At 62.1% G+C, this 14,462-nt stretch carries 12 protein-coding genes and 1 pseudogene; 8 read left to right on the plus strand and 5 right to left on the minus strand.

Annotated features, from left to right (window positions below):
- Nucleotides 1-543: 543 nt before the first annotated feature.
- From ABM562_RS10730 to ABM562_RS10740, 3 genes are all read left to right on the plus strand, one after another.
- Nucleotides 544-1,737, plus strand: a complete 1,194-nt coding sequence (locus ABM562_RS10730; RefSeq protein WP_460421936.1) for a tyrosine-type recombinase/integrase — start codon at nucleotides 544-546, stop codon at nucleotides 1,735-1,737.
- 20 nt (nucleotides 1,738-1,757) lie between these two features.
- Nucleotides 1,758-3,344, plus strand: coding sequence for an ABC-F family ATPase (locus ABM562_RS10735; RefSeq protein ID WP_115086750.1), 1,587 nt, complete (start codon nucleotides 1,758-1,760; stop codon nucleotides 3,342-3,344).
- A gap of 184 nt (nucleotides 3,345-3,528) precedes the next feature.
- Nucleotides 3,529-4,719, plus strand: a complete 1,191-nt coding sequence (locus tag ABM562_RS10740) for an MFS transporter (RefSeq protein ID WP_460421938.1) — start codon at nucleotides 3,529-3,531, stop codon at nucleotides 4,717-4,719.
- Here the strand turns inward: ABM562_RS10740 and ABM562_RS10745 are convergent.
- Both ABM562_RS10745 and ABM562_RS10750 read right to left on the minus strand, forming a co-directional pair.
- Nucleotides 4,713-5,744, minus strand: coding sequence for an alpha/beta hydrolase family protein (locus ABM562_RS10745; protein WP_460421940.1), 1,032 nt, complete (start codon nucleotides 5,742-5,744; stop codon nucleotides 4,713-4,715). The genes ABM562_RS10740 and ABM562_RS10745 overlap by 7 nt on opposite strands.
- A 140-nt stretch (nucleotides 5,745-5,884) precedes the next feature.
- Entirely contained in the window at nucleotides 5,885-6,496 is a 612-nt protein-coding gene (locus ABM562_RS10750; RefSeq protein WP_010222058.1) for an FMN-dependent NADH-azoreductase, read from the minus strand.
- Nucleotides 6,497-6,623: 127 nt separating this feature from the next.
- Between ABM562_RS10750 and ABM562_RS10755 the strand changes: the two genes are divergently transcribed.
- Nucleotides 6,624-7,532, plus strand: coding sequence for a LysR substrate-binding domain-containing protein (locus ABM562_RS10755; protein ID WP_460421942.1), 909 nt, complete (start codon nucleotides 6,624-6,626; stop codon nucleotides 7,530-7,532).
- Nucleotides 7,525-7,884, plus strand: a complete 360-nt coding sequence (locus tag ABM562_RS10760; RefSeq protein ID WP_115086755.1) for an MmcQ/YjbR family DNA-binding protein — start codon at nucleotides 7,525-7,527, stop codon at nucleotides 7,882-7,884. Before ABM562_RS10755 ends, ABM562_RS10760 begins: the two co-directional genes overlap by 8 nt.
- Here ABM562_RS10760 and ABM562_RS10765 read toward each other — a convergent pair.
- Nucleotides 7,877-8,323 (minus strand): DUF1294 domain-containing protein, encoded by a 447-nt coding sequence (locus tag ABM562_RS10765; RefSeq protein ID WP_460421944.1) that lies wholly within the window; start codon nucleotides 8,321-8,323, stop codon nucleotides 7,877-7,879. The genes ABM562_RS10760 and ABM562_RS10765 overlap by 8 nt on opposite strands.
- A gap of 1 nt (nucleotide 8,324) precedes the next feature.
- The gene (locus ABM562_RS10770) at nucleotides 8,325-9,155 is read right to left on the minus strand and encodes an undecaprenyl-diphosphate phosphatase (protein ID WP_010222052.1); all 831 of its coding nucleotides are present in this window, start codon (nucleotides 9,153-9,155) and stop codon (nucleotides 8,325-8,327) included.
- A gap of 390 nt (nucleotides 9,156-9,545) precedes the next feature.
- Between ABM562_RS10770 and ABM562_RS10775 the strand changes: the two are divergent.
- The 3 genes and pseudogenes from ABM562_RS10775 to ABM562_RS10785 all read left to right on the plus strand — a co-directional run.
- Nucleotides 9,546-10,232, plus strand: a pseudogene (locus tag ABM562_RS10775) (cache domain-containing protein); the annotation flags it as partial.
- Nucleotides 10,233-10,355: 123 nt separating this feature from the next.
- Nucleotides 10,356-11,090, plus strand: coding sequence for a methyl-accepting chemotaxis protein (locus tag ABM562_RS10780; protein ID WP_460421958.1), 735 nt, complete (start codon nucleotides 10,356-10,358; stop codon nucleotides 11,088-11,090).
- Nucleotides 11,091-11,177: 87 nt separating this feature from the next.
- Nucleotides 11,178-12,821, plus strand: coding sequence for a DUF2599 domain-containing protein (locus ABM562_RS10785; protein WP_460421946.1), 1,644 nt, complete (start codon nucleotides 11,178-11,180; stop codon nucleotides 12,819-12,821).
- A 102-nt stretch (nucleotides 12,822-12,923) separates the two neighbouring features.
- On the opposite strand, the gene ABM562_RS10790 is transcribed toward ABM562_RS10785, so the two are convergent.
- Complete coding sequence (locus tag ABM562_RS10790) at nucleotides 12,924-14,162, minus strand: DUF2599 domain-containing protein (protein ID WP_460421960.1); 1,239 nt, start codon at nucleotides 14,160-14,162, stop codon at nucleotides 12,924-12,926.
- Nucleotides 14,163-14,462: the final 300 nt, after the last annotated feature.

Here is a 14,462-nt window from a genome sequence, read left to right on the forward strand (position 1 = left end):
TCCCCCGGATAACAGTTAAGAGCTTAATTGCACAATCAAGATCTTAATTGATCGAAAAGACCTGTCAAGCCGATGTGATAGGCCTCTCCTTCTGCCGACATCAGCAGGTGCTCGACCATCAACCCTACAACTCAAGCCTGCCGGTAGGCGGGCGAGGATGAGCTATGTCCGATATCAACGTGAAGTGCTGCCGGCGCCGGAACCAGCACAAGGAGAGCGAGCGCATCTCCGTGCCAAGTAAGTGGCTCGAAGGAGCCAGCACGATGGTTTGCCCACACTGCCGATGCACCAGCTATTACCGGCTCGACGACAAGCTGCCGAGCTAACCCCTCCCCACCTCTGCCGCCATGCGCGGCGTGGAGCCTATCCCATGGAAACCAAAACCAGCGGTGACGTCGACAAGGTCACCGAACAACGCATGGCTGCACTACTCGGCTGCACCAAACGAGCACTTGAAGGTCGGCGCCTGCGCGGCGTACTGCCCGAAGGCGTCTGGATGAAGCACCACGGACGCATCATTTATAGCAAGAAGAGGTACGACGAATGGCTCGAAAGCCAATGGATTTACCCCCAGGGATCGATATCAACCACGGATCGCTCCGCCTCCGATTCATGTGGGAAGGTACTCGACGCACCGAAACCCTTCCCTACCCCACGACACCGAAAGGCCTCAAGGCTGCATCCCAGCTTCGCGATCAGGTAACAAGCCTCATCAAATACGGGTTACTGGACCAGGACAAATACGCGGAGTTGTTCCCAAACTCCGCCACCGTCGTCGGTGGGATGCCGGTATTCGGTGAGTACGCTCAGCTGTGGCTGGATAGTCGCGAGATCGTCGACGGCACGCGCAATGGCTACAAGAGCGCGCTCAACCTTTACTGGATGCCGCACCTTGCGCTGGTCCGGATCGACTTGCTGTCAACGACACGGATTCGCCAAATCGTGAGCACCACGAAATGGACCTCACCTTCGGTCAAGCGCAATGCGCTGGTGAAGCTGTCGACCATCCTCAGAGCAGCAGTCGGTGACGGACTGATACTACGTAACCCAGCAGAGTCGGTACAGCTGCCCAAACGCAGTAAAAAGGAGATCGAGCCGTTCACCCTGGACGAGGCAAACCAAATCGTTACCCGGATGTACGCGGGCAAGCATTGGCCCAGCTCGATCTATGCCGCGTTCTATGAATTCGTGTTTTTCACGGGAATGAGGTTATCCGAAGCGCTGGCCCTTCGTTGGGACGCGGTGGATCTTGAGAAGCGAACGGCGCATGTGAAGCGCACCGTTGCGTTAGGAAAGGTGGTGGAACGCACCAAAACCGGAAAGGATCGTTTCGTACTGCTGAATGAGCGTGCGCTGCACGCGCTGGAGTTCGCCAGGCAGTATGCGGAGCGGCGCAAGCTGGGCAAAGGAAAGGTGACTGAGACGCCGTACATCTTCCCTCCGTCGAAAAACGCAGAATTTGTGCAGCAAACGTCCGATCTGCATCACCAATGGCGGCCAATCCTCAAGGAATTGGGGATCGGCTACCGGCGGCCATACAACTGCCGTCACACCTATGCGACAATATGCTTAATGTCTGGCCTCAACCCCGCATTTATCGCCCAACAGCTCGGGCATAGCGTGCAGATGCTCTTATCGACTTATGCACGTTGGATCAACTCGACCTCGGATTGGCAGGAGCTTGAAAAGCTCCAGATTGGTCTCAAATTGGTCTCAGGCTGTGAAAGCGTCACATAAGTTATTGATAGGTAAGCCCTTTGATCTCCACCGCTAACATCACCATGCAGTTCGGCGCCAAGCCCTTGTTCGAGAACGTCTCGGTCAAGTTCAACAACGGCAACCGCTACGGCCTGATCGGCGCCAACGGCTGCGGCAAGTCGACCTTCATGAAAATCCTCGGCAACGACCTGGAACCGTCCGCCGGCCAGGTCATGCTCGAGCCGAACGTACGCCTGGGCAAGCTGCGCCAGGATCAGTTCGCCTACGAAGAATTCACCGTGATCGACACCGTGATCATGGGCCACGAGGAGCTGTGGAAGGTCAAGGCCGAGCGCGATCGCATCTACTCGCTGCCGGAAATGACCGAAGAAGACGGCATGGCCGTTGCCGAGCTGGAAACCGAGTTCGCCGAGATGGACGGCTACACCGCCGAATCCCGCGCCGGTGAGCTGCTGCTGGGCCTGGGTATCCCGCTGGAACAGCATTTCGGCCCGATGACCGAAGTCGCGCCAGGCTGGAAGCTGCGTGTACTGCTGGCCCAGGCGCTGTTCTCGAACCCGGAAGTGCTGCTGCTCGACGAACCAACCAACCACCTGGACATCAACACCATCCGCTGGCTGGAAAACATTCTCACGGCGCGTAACAGCACCATGATCATCATTTCCCACGACCGGCACTTCCTCAACAGCGTCTGCACCCACATGGCCGACCTGGACTACGGTGAGCTGCGCCTGTTCCCGGGCAACTACGACGAGTACATGACCGCCGCGACCCAGTCGCGCGAGCAGCTGCTGTCGGACAACGCCAAGAAGAAAGCCCAGATCGCCGAGCTGCAGACCTTCGTCAGCCGCTTCTCGGCCAACGCCTCGAAAGCCAAGCAGGCCACTTCGCGGGCCAAGCAGATCGACAAGATCCAGCTGGCCGAGGTCAAGCCATCGAGCCGGGTCAGCCCGTTCATCCGCTTCGAGCAGACCAAAAAACTGCACCGCCAGGCCGTGACCATCGAGAAGATGTCCAAGGGCTTCGACGGCAAGACCCTGTTCGAGAACTTCAGCTTCACCGTTGAAGCCGGCGAGCGCGTGGCGATCATCGGCCCCAACGGTATCGGCAAGACCACCCTGCTGCGCACCCTGGTCGGTGAACTGGCCCCGGATGCCGGTGCGGTGAAATGGACCGAAAGCGCCGAACTGGGCTACTACGCCCAGGACCACGCCCACGACTTCGAAGAAGACCTCAGCCTGTTCGACTGGATGGGCCAGTGGACCCAGGGCGAGCAAGTGATCCGTGGCACCCTGGGGCGCATGCTGTTCTCCAACGACGAGATCCTCAAGTCGGTGAAGGTGATCTCCGGTGGTGAGCAAGGCCGCATGCTGTTCGGCAAGCTGATCCTGCAAAAGCCCAACGTACTGGTGATGGACGAACCGACCAACCACCTGGACATGGAATCGATCGAGGCGCTCAACCTGGCGCTGGAAAACTACCCGGGCACGCTGGTCTTCGTCAGCCACGACCGTGAGTTCGTGTCGTCGCTGGCCACCCGCATCATCGAGCTGAGCCCGAGCGGTGTGGTGGACTTCAGCGGTACCTACGATGACTACCTGCGTAGCCAGGGTGTGGTGATCTGATCCAGGCCTGAACGGGGCTGCTTTGCAGCCCATCGCTGGCAAGGCCAGCTCCCACAGGGTCCTGTGTGCACAGTCAACCTTGTGGGAGCGGATTAATCCGCGCCTACTTAGTTAGCCTGCTTTCTTTTCTCTTCGCACCCGGCGATCATGGGCCCTCTCCCACCGCCCGCCAGCGAACGAGCTCATGTCCGCGCAACAACCCGCTCCCGTCGACACCAGGTCGATCACCCGGCAAATCCTCTCGATTGTCTTCTACACCTTCATCGCCTTCCTCTGCATCGGCCTGCCGATCGCGGTACTGCCCAGCTATGTGCATGATCAATTGGGTTTCAGTGCGGTCATCGCCGGTATCACCATCGGCCTGCAGTACCTGGCCACCCTGCTCAGCCGGCCCTTTGCCGGGCGGGCGGCGGACAGCCTGGGCAGCAAACGGGCAATCATCTACGGGCTGATCGGGATCGCCGCCAGTGGTGTGCTGACCTTTGCTTCGGCGCTGACTGTAACTGTGCCGCTGCTGAGCCTGCTGGCACTTCTGGGCGGGCGCGTGCTGCTGGGGATTGCCCAAGGGCTGATTGGTGTTGGCACCTTGAGCTGGGGTATCGGTGCGGTAGGCGCCGAGCAGACTGCGCGGGTGATCTCCTGGAACGGGATTGCCTCGTACGGCGCCATCGCCATCGGTGCGCCGCTGGGGGTGATGCTGGTCGACCAGGTCAACTTCGCTACCCTGGGCCTGGCCTTGAGTGGCCTGGCGCTGTTGGCGTTGCTGGTAATCCGCAACAAGCCGTCGACGCCGGTGGTGCGCGGCGAACGCCTACCGTTCTGGGCCGCATTCGGCCGAGTGGCGCCGTGCGGCGTCAGCCTGACCCTGGCATCGATCGGCTACGGCACCCTGACCACCTTTGTCACCCTGTTCTATCTTGAGCAGGGCTGGAGCGGTGCGGCCTGGTGCCTGAGTGCTTTCGGCGTGTGCTTCATTCTTTCGCGACTGCTGTTCGTCAACGCGGTCAACCGCTTCGGCGGCTATCAGGTGGCGGTGGCCTGCATGGCCACCGAAGCCCTCGGCCTGGCCTTGCTGTGGCTGGCGCCAAGCCCGGCGCTGGCGCTGATTGGCGCCGGGCTTGCGGGCTTTGGCCTGTCGCTGGTGTATCCGGCGCTGGGTGTGGAGGCGATCAAACAGGTACCCAGCTCCAGCCGCGGCGCGGGCCTGGGCGCCTACGCGGTGTTCTTCGACCTGGCCCTGGCGATTGCCGGGCCGGTAATGGGCGCGGTGGCCCTGTACCTGGGCTATGCCTGGATCTTCTGCGTGGCAGCCTTGCTGTCCCTGCTAGGGGTCGGCCTGACCGTGCTGCTGTCGCGTCGCGCCAACGCTCACTGATCGGCCATAGGCAGCCCGCCCCGGTGGCGGTCACCCAGGGTGTGGTTGAAAAACCGTGCGGCCTCCGCCTGCAACGACAGGTGAATATCCTCCCGGTCGACGCCGTCCGGGTCGTTGCACAAGGCGGCCATCTTCTGCCGCTGTTCGTCGTCGCACGGCGCCATGAAGACAAAATGCCCGGCGCCGGCGAGCAGCTTGTAGTTGGGTGAGACCGGCAGTTTGCGCGCCAGGGCCTGGGCGTTCTTGTCGATGGCCAGCAACTGGTCCTGGTCGCCGCTGTAGATCAACGCCGGCACCTTGACCTCGGCCAGGGCATGACGGCCGAACATCAGGCTCAGGGGCGCCATCAGCAGCAGCGCCTTGACCCGCGGATCAGGCGCAGCCCGCAGGTCGGCACGATCGGCGATCAGAACCCCCTGGGTCTTGCAGGCATCGGCGTCCAGCGGGCGCTCCCGACAGTAACGTTGCAGACGTTCCAGGTCCGGTTGCGCGCCGGACAGGATCAAGGCGGTCTCGCCACCGGCCGAGTAGCCGATCACACCCACCTGCGGGCCATTGATGTAAGGCGCCAGAAAGGCATCGCTCAGGCTGGCAGTGATCGCCGCGCTGATCTGCAAGGGACGTCCGTAGAGGTTGCTCAGGGTCCCCAGGCGGCTATGGTCGCGGGCATTGTCGCCCGGATGGGTCACGGCGACGACGATGAAGCCGCGACGTGCCAGGGCGGTCGCCAGGTCATGCAAGGCCAGGGGCGTACCGGTGTTGCCGTGGGAAAGCATCAACAGCGGATAGCGGCCCATGACCATCGATGCGCCTTCCCAGGCCTGGATCCGATAGCCGTCGATTCGGCTGCTGCGCTCGGGGCCGCTGGACGGATAGAACGCCAGTGCCTGCACCGGTTGCGCATCCAGCGGGTCGGCAAAGCTCAACCGGTGCACGCCGACACTCCAGTGCGCAGCCGGCTCGGCGTGCACCGTCAGTGGGCCGCCCAGCAGCACAAGCAGGAATAACGCGCCAAGACGCCGCATCGTTTTGCACCTTACCCAACGCTGTCGATCAATGCTGACAGTGCGCAGCATAGAACGGGCCGGATCGGCGCAGATGAAGACTCCATGAAAAAACCGACTGCAGGCCATGCCTGCAGTCGGTTTGGGTGGCGCTAGTGCAATCAGGCAGCGGCGAACAGGTCGTTGCTGATCTGCAACTGCGCGGCGTTCAGGGCCTTGACCCGGTGCTCATCGCCATAGGCCAGGCCATGGGCGCGGACGATTTCCAGGTCGGTAATGCCGATGAAGCCGAGGAACACCTTGAGGAACTCTTCATGCCCGACCGCCGTTGGCTGGCCAGCGTGCAGGCCGCCTGCGGTCGACACCAGGATCACTTTTTTGTCGCCGCACAGGCCTTCGGGGCCGGCTTCGGTGTAGCGGAAGGTCTTGCCTGCCACGGCGACACGGTCGATCCAGGCCTTGAGCTGGGTCGGCACGGTGAAGTTGTACATCGGCGCAGCCAGCACTACGGCGTCGGCGTCGAGGAATTCCTGCAGGGTCTCGGCGCTGAGTTTGGCCTCGTGCTGTTGCGCGGCATCGCGCAGTTCTTCCGGGGTACCGGCAGCCACCAGGGTCGCGGCCGAGAAGTGGCTGATGGCGTCGCCGGCCAGGTCACGGTAGGTCACCTGCAGCGACGGGTCGGCGGCTTTCCAGGCTTCAACCACGCTGCGGCTCAGCTGACGGGAGGCGGAATTGTCGCCCAGAATGCTCGAATCGATATGCAACAGTTTCATGGGACTCTCCTGAATGAAGACCGCGAGTGGGCGATCACGATGGGGAGAATCCTACATGGGTGGCGAATAGCTGATAAGTCAGCAAAAATGCGTTAGTTTGTCCTACTCGCAGGACAATGGTGATCCCATGCAAGACCTCAACGATCTTTTCTACTTTGCCCGCGTGGTCGAAGCCGGCGGTTTTGCTGCCGCCGGCCGTCTGCTCGGTATTCCCAAGTCACGCCTGTCCCGGCGTATCGCCGAGCTCGAAGAACGCCTGGGTACGCGTCTGCTGCAACGCACCACGCGCCAGCTGAAGCTGACGGCCGTGGGCGAACGCTACCTGCGCCACTGCCAGGCCATGCTGCTGGAGGCAGAGATGGCCGACGAAGCGGTGGCCAGCATGACCAGCGAACCACGCGGGCGCTTGCGGGTGTCGTGCCCGGTGGGCCTGGCCCATGAATTCTTGCCCGATGTGATCAGCCGCTTCCTGCAGCAATACCCGCAGGTGCAACTGGACATGATCCTACTCAACCGCCGCGTCGACCTGATCACCGAGGGCGTCGACGTAGCCCTGCGCGTGCGCGACCTGGGTGATGAAGACCCGGCCCTGGTCACCCGCCGCCTGCGTCAGGCGCAGATGCTCCTGGTGGCCGCACCGCAATTCGCCGCCGCGCAGGTGCTCAATCACCCGCAAGACCTGGCCAGCCTGCCGGTACTTGGCGCGGTGGACGCCGACCGCCTGGTGCATCTGCGCCTGCTCGACGCCAAGGGTCACAAGCATGAGCTGGCCATGGAGGCACGGCTGGCGATCGACGACTTTGTCGTGCGCAAGGCCGCCGCCATTGCCGGGCTGGGCTTTACCGCCCTGCCGATCATGCACTGCGAAGAAGAACTCGACCGTGGCGAGCTGGTGCGGCTGCTGCCAAACTGGTCGCTGCCCGGCGGGTATCTGCAGGCAGTCTACCCACATCGGCGCGGGCTGCTGCCGGCGGTGCGGGTGTGGATCGATCATCTGGTGGCGGAATTCGCCCAATGCGGGGAACGTTATGTCTGAAGGGAAAATCACCGAAGCCCAGGTCGCGGCCTTGTGCCTGAGCCTGCCGGGTGCGCGGGAAGACTACAAGTGGGGCGGCGTGCGCGTGTTCTCGGTGGCCGGCAACAAGATGTTCGCCGTGCTTGACCTGGCCGGCGCCGGGTTGTCGTTCAAGGTCGATAGCGATCTGTTTCTGGGTTACGCCGACCGCCCCGGCGTGCGCCCGGCGCCTTATCTGGCGCGAGCGCACTGGATCAGCATGGCGCCGCCCTACCCCATGGGCCGCGCTGAACTGAGCGAGCTGCTGCAACGCTCCCACCAACTGGTGGTCAGGCGCCTGCCCAAGCGCCTGCAACCGGGTTTGCTTATCTGAGCACTGGCGCCAACGCCGCACCCAACCAACGGCCGTCGAGCAGCAGGTGGTCGACCCAGAACAGCTGATGCACGGCGACAATGGCCCAAAAGCTCAGCTGGAACGACAGCTTGCGGGTCTTGTGCCGAAAGCGTTGCTGGGCGAGCAAGGCGCCCGGCCAGCCGCCACACAGCTCACTGGCGTGCAAAACCTTCTCCGGCGTGCGCCAGGCCTGGTTGCGGGCCTGCTGCTTGTCGCGCCAATACAGTACAAAGCTCACCAGGCTGGCCAGCGGATAGGCCAGCGCCGGCACCCAGGACTGCCCGCTCAGCAGCATCTGCAGGGCCCCGCCCACGGGCAGCAGGCACAGGGCGACAAAAACCAGCAGCTTGCTGCGCGGGTTTTGCATGGCGCCGCTGGCAGAGGCTGCGCGGCGCTGTTGGCTCTGGCTACGGCTCATCTCAACCGTGCGCCGTGGTCCAGTCGACCCAACCGAACAGCCAGGTGCCGAGAATGATCAGGCCGAACCCGATGCGGTACCAGGCGAAGGCTGCATAGCTGTGGTTGGCGATGAACTTGAGCAGGCCGCGCACGGCGATCATGGCGAAAATGAACGACACCACGAAGCCGATGGCAAATACCGGGAAGTCGTCGGGCTGGAACAGCTCGCGGTATTTGTAGCCCGAGTACACGGCGGCACCGACCATGGTCGGCATGGCCAGGAAGAACGAAAATTCGGTGGCCGCCTTGCGCGACAGGCCGAACAGCAAGCCGCCGATGATGGTCGAGCCGGAGCGCGAAGTGCCCGGGATCATCGCCAGGCACTGGGCACAGCCGATTTTCAGGGCGTCGCTCCAGCGCATGTCATCGACCTGGTCAACGCGGATCACATGCTGGCGGCGCTCGGCCCAGAGCATGATCACGCCACCGACCACCAGGGCGGCGGCCACGGTGATGGGGTTGAACAGGTATTCATGGATCAGGTCGGCGAACAGCACGCCGAGCACCACGGCCGGCATGAAGGCGATCAACAGGTTGACGGTGAAGCGTTGTGCTTCGCGCTGACGCGGCAGCCCCACCACCACGTCGAAGATCTTGCGGCGAAATTCCCAGACCACCGCCAGGATCGCGCCCAGCTGGATGATGATATTGAAGGCCATGGCCCGCTCACCACCGAAGTTGATCAGATCGGCGACGACGATCTGGTGGCCGGTACTGGAAATCGGCAAGAACTCCGTCAAGCCTTCGACAATACCTAGAATGACAGCCTGCAGGCCGGTCCAAAGATCCATGCTTCCCCCGTGAGGCAATGCCTGCGGCATGCCCCTTTATAGTCTTTTAGTTGCCAATGGCTGTTCAGCGCCTGGCCGTTTTACAGCGACAGTTGGTCGCAAAGCCAGCAGAAAAGTTCACGCGGCCTTCAGGTTTACCCCGTCGAGGCCGAAATCCTATCAGACCTCTCGGATAAACGCTGCTGGGACGACGCAACAGACCTCAACGAATCAAGCACTTAGCCCTTGGTCGAGTAGGTTCGGGGGGCAAAGCATGCTTGGATGTAGGCAACAATAAAAAGAATTCGGGGTAAGCATTCCATGAAAACTCTTCGCAGTATGTCGATCAGCCGGCGCTTGTGGCTGATCCTGGTGGTGGCAGTGGTGATGCTGGTAACCCTGGGGCTGCTGATGCTGCGCCAGATCCACGGTGACCTGTACCAGGCCAAGGCCGAAAAGACCCGCCACGTGGTCGAGACCGCAGCCGGGGTGCTGGCGTATTACCAGGGCCTGGAAGCGGCCGGTACCCTCAGCCGCGATGCCGCCCAGCAACAAGCCTTGAGCGCGGTGCGCGGCCTGCGTTATGACCAGAATGACTACTTCTGGATCAATGACCTTGGGCCGAAGATGATCATGCACCCGACCAACCCCAAGCTCGACGGCCAGGACCTGTCGGCGATTCGCGACCCGGACGGCTTTGCCCTGTTCAACGAGATGGCCGCCCTGGCCAAGGCCAAGGGTGCCGGCAGCATCGACTACCGCTGGCCGAAGCCGGGTGCCAGCGAGCCGGTGAAAAAAACCTCCTACGTTCAACTGTTCAAGCCGTGGGGCTGGGTGATTGGCTCGGGCGTCTACATCGACGACATGCAGGCCGAGTTCATCCGCCAGTTGCGCGACGCCTCGATTCTCGGCCTGGGCATCGCCCTGGTGATGACTCTGCTGGTGGTGCTGATCGCCCGCAGCATTGCCCGGCCGCTGCAGGAGGCGGTCGATGCCATGGCCACCATCGCCAGTGGCGAGAGCGACCTGACCCGGCGCCTGGATACCCACGGCAGCGATGAAGTGACCCAGCTGGGTACCCACTTCAACAGCTTTACCGGCAAGTTGCAGGGCGTGGTCAGCCAGTTGCAGGGCGCAGTGCATGCCTTGGGGCAGTCGGCCACGGACGTTGGCAACAACGCCGGCCAGGCCCAGCAGCGTAGCGAGCAGCAGTCGCAGCAGATGGAACAGGTGGCCACGGCAATCAACGAAGTCACCTACGCGGTGCAGGATGTGGCCAAGAACGCCGAACAAGCCTCCAGCGAGATGCACGATGCCCAACTGCGCGCCGAACAAGGGCAGCACAGTATCCATGGCAGCCTGCAGCGTATCGATCAGCTGTCAGCGACCATTGATGAAGCGGTGCAGGTCATCCGCGCCCTGGCCGGCCAGAGCACACGCATCGGCAGCGTGCTTGAGGTGATTCGCTCGATTGCCGAGCAGACCAACCTGCTGGCCCTCAACGCCGCCATCGAAGCGGCCCGCGCCGGCGAACAAGGTCGCGGCTTTGCCGTGGTTGCCGACGAAGTACGCTTGCTGGCCCAGCGCACCCAGCAGTCCACCGCAGAAATCCAGAGCATGATCGAGCATTTGCAAGGGCAATCCGAAGCGGCGGTGAAAGCCATCGACGCCAGTAGCGAGGCCTCGCGCCAGACCGTCGAGCAGGCCAGCGAAGCCGGGGGGAGCCTGGATGCCATCAGCCAGGCGCTGCACAACCTGACGGCGCTTAACGCCTCGATTGCCAGTGCCACCTTGCAGCAGTCCCATGTGGTCGAGGAGATCAACCGCAACGTGACCGAAACGGCAGACCTGTCCCAGCAAACCGCCCTGGCGGCGCAGCACTCCAGCGACTCGGGCAAAGCACTTGCGCGGCTGAGCACGCAGCTTGAACAACTGCTGCGACAGTTCCGGGTTTAACGCAAATCATGTAAGACTTTTGCCAATAGACTGCCTGACGAAATTGCCCCTAAGGTAAAGCCTCCCCCATGGAAGGAGGCTACACCCATGCACAAGCACCCCTTGGCAATCGCCTTGCTGCTTTGCCTGCCGGCGGCACACGCAGCACAATCCGTTACCAGCGCACTCGATCCAGCCCAGACCCTTGAGCGGATCAACCGCAACTACAACACCGTCATCAGCGCCGCTGCGCCGTGCAAGGAGCCCGACACCGGAGCGCCGCGCGGGCACAACTACTGCAGCGGCGTGACCGTGCGCATGGTCGACGACGGGCCGTTCAACTTCTGGGATTACAGCGAGTTCGCGAAAAAGCTCGGCGCCAGCTCATTCACCTGGATTCGCAAAGACCTCAGCATCAGCAAACTGGTGCGCCCGGCCGGTTTCATCCTGCGCACCCCTGCCGATGCCTGGACGTTGAAGCAACCCGTCATGGAAACCGGCTACCTGTGCATCTTCGCCTTTGACGGCTACACCGGCACCGAACGCCAATGGCACGGTTGCGGCCTGTACAACCAGCCAATCCCGGCGGGTGCGGCGCCGACCCCCAACCAACCCAACAAGAACCGCAACCTGGCGTTTGGTAGCTGCGATATCAGCGGCGTCGACACCGCCGGCCAATGGCGGGCCAAGTACCGTAACGGTATCCAGCAGGGGCAATGCTCATGGAATGCCGAGCAGCCGACCGACTGGGACGCGATGATCGATGTCCACCAGAACCCCGGCAAGCAAGGCGAAGCCTGGATCGCCAAGGACCAGTTCAACGAGTTCCTGATCCGTACCGCCACCGATACGGGTGACGGCAGCGCGCGCCTGCCTCACATCGACGCGTTAGTGTACGACCCCAACAGCACCTTTGTTGCGCCCACCCGCGGCGACGTGAAAAGGCCGGTGCCCACCAATGGCCTGGAGGTGGCCCGCAGCTTCCAGCGCAAGCTGTTCGCCCAGGGGTATGCAGTGCCCGTGCTCAGGATGGACTTTCAGCAGCCTGCAGAAAACCGCTTCGCCTACCTTGCCAACGACCAGGTGGTCAGCCTGGGTATCAGCGGCGTGATCGAGCAAACGTACATCCAGGCGGCGAACTGGGAACTGCGCCTGGACCCGGGCAGCGGCCGCCAGGAGTGGACCCTGGTGGTCATCCCCACCGCGCAGGGCAAGGCCCGTCAGGCCAGCGACCAGCAGGCCCTTTATGACGAGCTGTTCAGCTTGCGCGGCGCCGACCCGCAATGGAAGCAGCACGAAACCAGCGCGGGCAGCATGCGCCAGCAGTTGGCCTGCCTGATCGGCAACTACCCGGCCAAGAGCCAATGGAACATCGAGCCGTTCCGGCCGAAGGTCAGTGACAGCGAGGCCGCCAAGGCAGGCTGCAACCCCTTTGCGCCGACAACGTCAGGGCTGATTGCCGCCTCGTCCTGGTCGCAGTTCAAGGACTCGGTCAGTGGCAGGCAGGTCTGGGGCTTGCGCGTGGTGCCGACCGCCGCGGGACGCGCGGCCCCTGGAGAGCAGCTCTATGCTGAACTGCTGCGTCTGCGTGGCAACGATCCGCAGTGGCAGGAAGGCGGCCCGGGCAGCATGCGCGAACAACTCGATTGCTTGCAAAACAACTACCGGGCCAAGGCGGAGTGGAACCTTGAACCCTATCGCCCGGCAGCCGGCAAGGAGCAAACCAGGGCGCAGGGGTGCAATCCGGTCTAGGCAACTGCGCCTGTAGCAAAAAAGCCTGCCGCCCCCCCTGAAGGGCTCGGCAGGCAGCAGCGTTCAGGCTGACAAAGCCCGGCCTATGTCAGTCAACCCGGCTCAGTACGGGTTGCACTGCATGGCCACGGCTTTCTGCTGATCGACATAGGGACGCGCCGGCTCCAGGTTCCACTCGGGCTTGTTGCGTACCGGCCGGCCATCGTAGACCGCCGCCAGATGGCAAACCAGTTGTCGGCGGATGGAGCCACCATTGATGCTGTATTGCCTCCATTGATCGTCGTTTTTGTGGGCGTTGTACAGTTCGGCAAACATCCTGTCGGTTTCATTATCGGCGATCTGGCGTCCGCACTCGGTCGGTACTACCTGAAGCGACCAGGTGTTGGGGCCAAGTTTCGGGTCAGGACGTTGTACCCAGCTGCTGGACTGGATGTACTTGTCACAGAACGGCTTGGCGGGCGGTTGCGGTGCTGCGGCGCAGGAGAACGTCGCCTTGCCATTGGGGGTTCTCGGAAAGTCGATCTTGATGATATTGCGCTGCTTGCCGGTTTTTCTTTCATAGTCCTGCTGGTTGAGCTGGGCATCCCTCAAGCCGCGTGAGTCGCTGTAGAAAAAGGCCAGTATCGGCAATTCATCTTCTTTCGGGTTGCCCAGGCGGAACTCCGTCTGGGTCTGGAACTCGCGGGTATTGATGACCTGACGGGCGCCCATGAAGTTTTTAAACGCGTCCACCCGCTCCTTGCTGCTCATCGGGTTGCGCATGTTGAAGCCGCACTGCAACTGATCCTGCTTCCTGTCGTTGTTGAACCTGGTGAAATGCGCGACCCAGGCATTGGCACTGCTGATCGGTGGGTTCATGGCCTGGCAAACGGCCTCGGTCTGGGTTGTATTCCTGTTGTTGCCACAACCACGGTCGTCACGAAAGTCGGTCCAGGCATCATTGGGAAAAGCGCAGTAAACGTGCACCGGGGTCTCGGGTTTGCGAACCAGGTCGACCGGTGTAATAAGGTAGCCGTTCTGCGTACTCATGCCGGGGTCTTCATAGCTGATGCCGTCCGCGCGCATCCAGGAAGCGGCGAACGTGCCCAGTTCCTTGGCTTTCGGGCTGGGGTTCCACACATCCCATTGCTGGCCCTTAGCCGGATCGGCACGGTGGGTGCCCCTGACCAGCAACCCCGAACAATCCGATGCCGGGTCGTCGCCGCAACTGGACACGGTCTTGTTGTACAACGTCTCGACCTGTTTGAGCGTCTCTGCGCATGACTCGGCATGGGCCGAGGTCGCTTGCAAAAGCAGCGGAAACACGAGGACCGGGATGATCTTGTTCAAACGTCTTTGCATGGCGTGCATCTCCCTGATTAGCCAAGCTCACAGCGTATGGGCGTGTGTCTGAAGCAGCTTCAGCTACGGCGAGCCGTTGCAAACGTCAATCTGCCAAGTACGGCGTCCTGCCGAAACTGAGCAAAATACTAGTTTGAAATCAGCGCTACGAATGCTGTTAGCGTTAAGAATCTGTCCAGCGGCATGTCGTACGACTCATCTGCGAAAGACTGCATGGCAGTCAGAGGCGATGAGCCAGGTGGACGACCTAGGTGCAATCCTCGACCTTGAGCACCTCGACCAGCTCAAACCCTTGCGCAA

The sequence above is a fragment of the Pseudomonas sp. ZL2 genome, from assembly GCF_054788455.1.

Bases quoted from the DNA above. Each gene is read 5' to 3' on its own strand.
- ABM562_RS10745 (WP_460421940.1), bottom strand. From the start codon at position 5,744: ATGCGGCGTCTTGGCGCGTTATTCCTGCTTGTGCTGCTGGGCGGCCCA.
- ABM562_RS10760 (WP_115086755.1), top strand. From the start codon at position 7,525: ATGTCTGAAGGGAAAATCACCGAAGCCCAGGTCGCGGCCTTGTGCCTG.
- ABM562_RS10790 (WP_460421960.1), bottom strand. From the start codon at position 14,162: ATGCAAAGACGTTTGAACAAGATCATCCCGGTCCTCGTGTTTCCGCTG.
- ABM562_RS10770 (WP_010222052.1), bottom strand. From the start codon at position 9,155: ATGGATCTTTGGACCGGCCTGCAGGCTGTCATTCTAGGTATTGTCGAA.
- ABM562_RS10730 (WP_460421936.1), top strand. From the start codon at position 544: ATGGCTCGAAAGCCAATGGATTTACCCCCAGGGATCGATATCAACCAC.
- ABM562_RS10785 (WP_460421946.1), top strand. From the start codon at position 11,178: ATGCACAAGCACCCCTTGGCAATCGCCTTGCTGCTTTGCCTGCCGGCG.
- ABM562_RS10755 (WP_460421942.1), top strand. From the start codon at position 6,624: ATGCAAGACCTCAACGATCTTTTCTACTTTGCCCGCGTGGTCGAAGCC.
- ABM562_RS10765 (WP_460421944.1), bottom strand. From the start codon at position 8,323: ATGAGCCGTAGCCAGAGCCAACAGCGCCGCGCAGCCTCTGCCAGCGGC.
- ABM562_RS10750 (WP_010222058.1), bottom strand. From the start codon at position 6,496: ATGAAACTGTTGCATATCGATTCGAGCATTCTGGGCGACAATTCCGCC.
- ABM562_RS10780 (WP_460421958.1), top strand. From the start codon at position 10,356: ATGGAACAGGTGGCCACGGCAATCAACGAAGTCACCTACGCGGTGCAG.
- ABM562_RS10740 (WP_460421938.1), top strand. From the start codon at position 3,529: ATGTCCGCGCAACAACCCGCTCCCGTCGACACCAGGTCGATCACCCGG.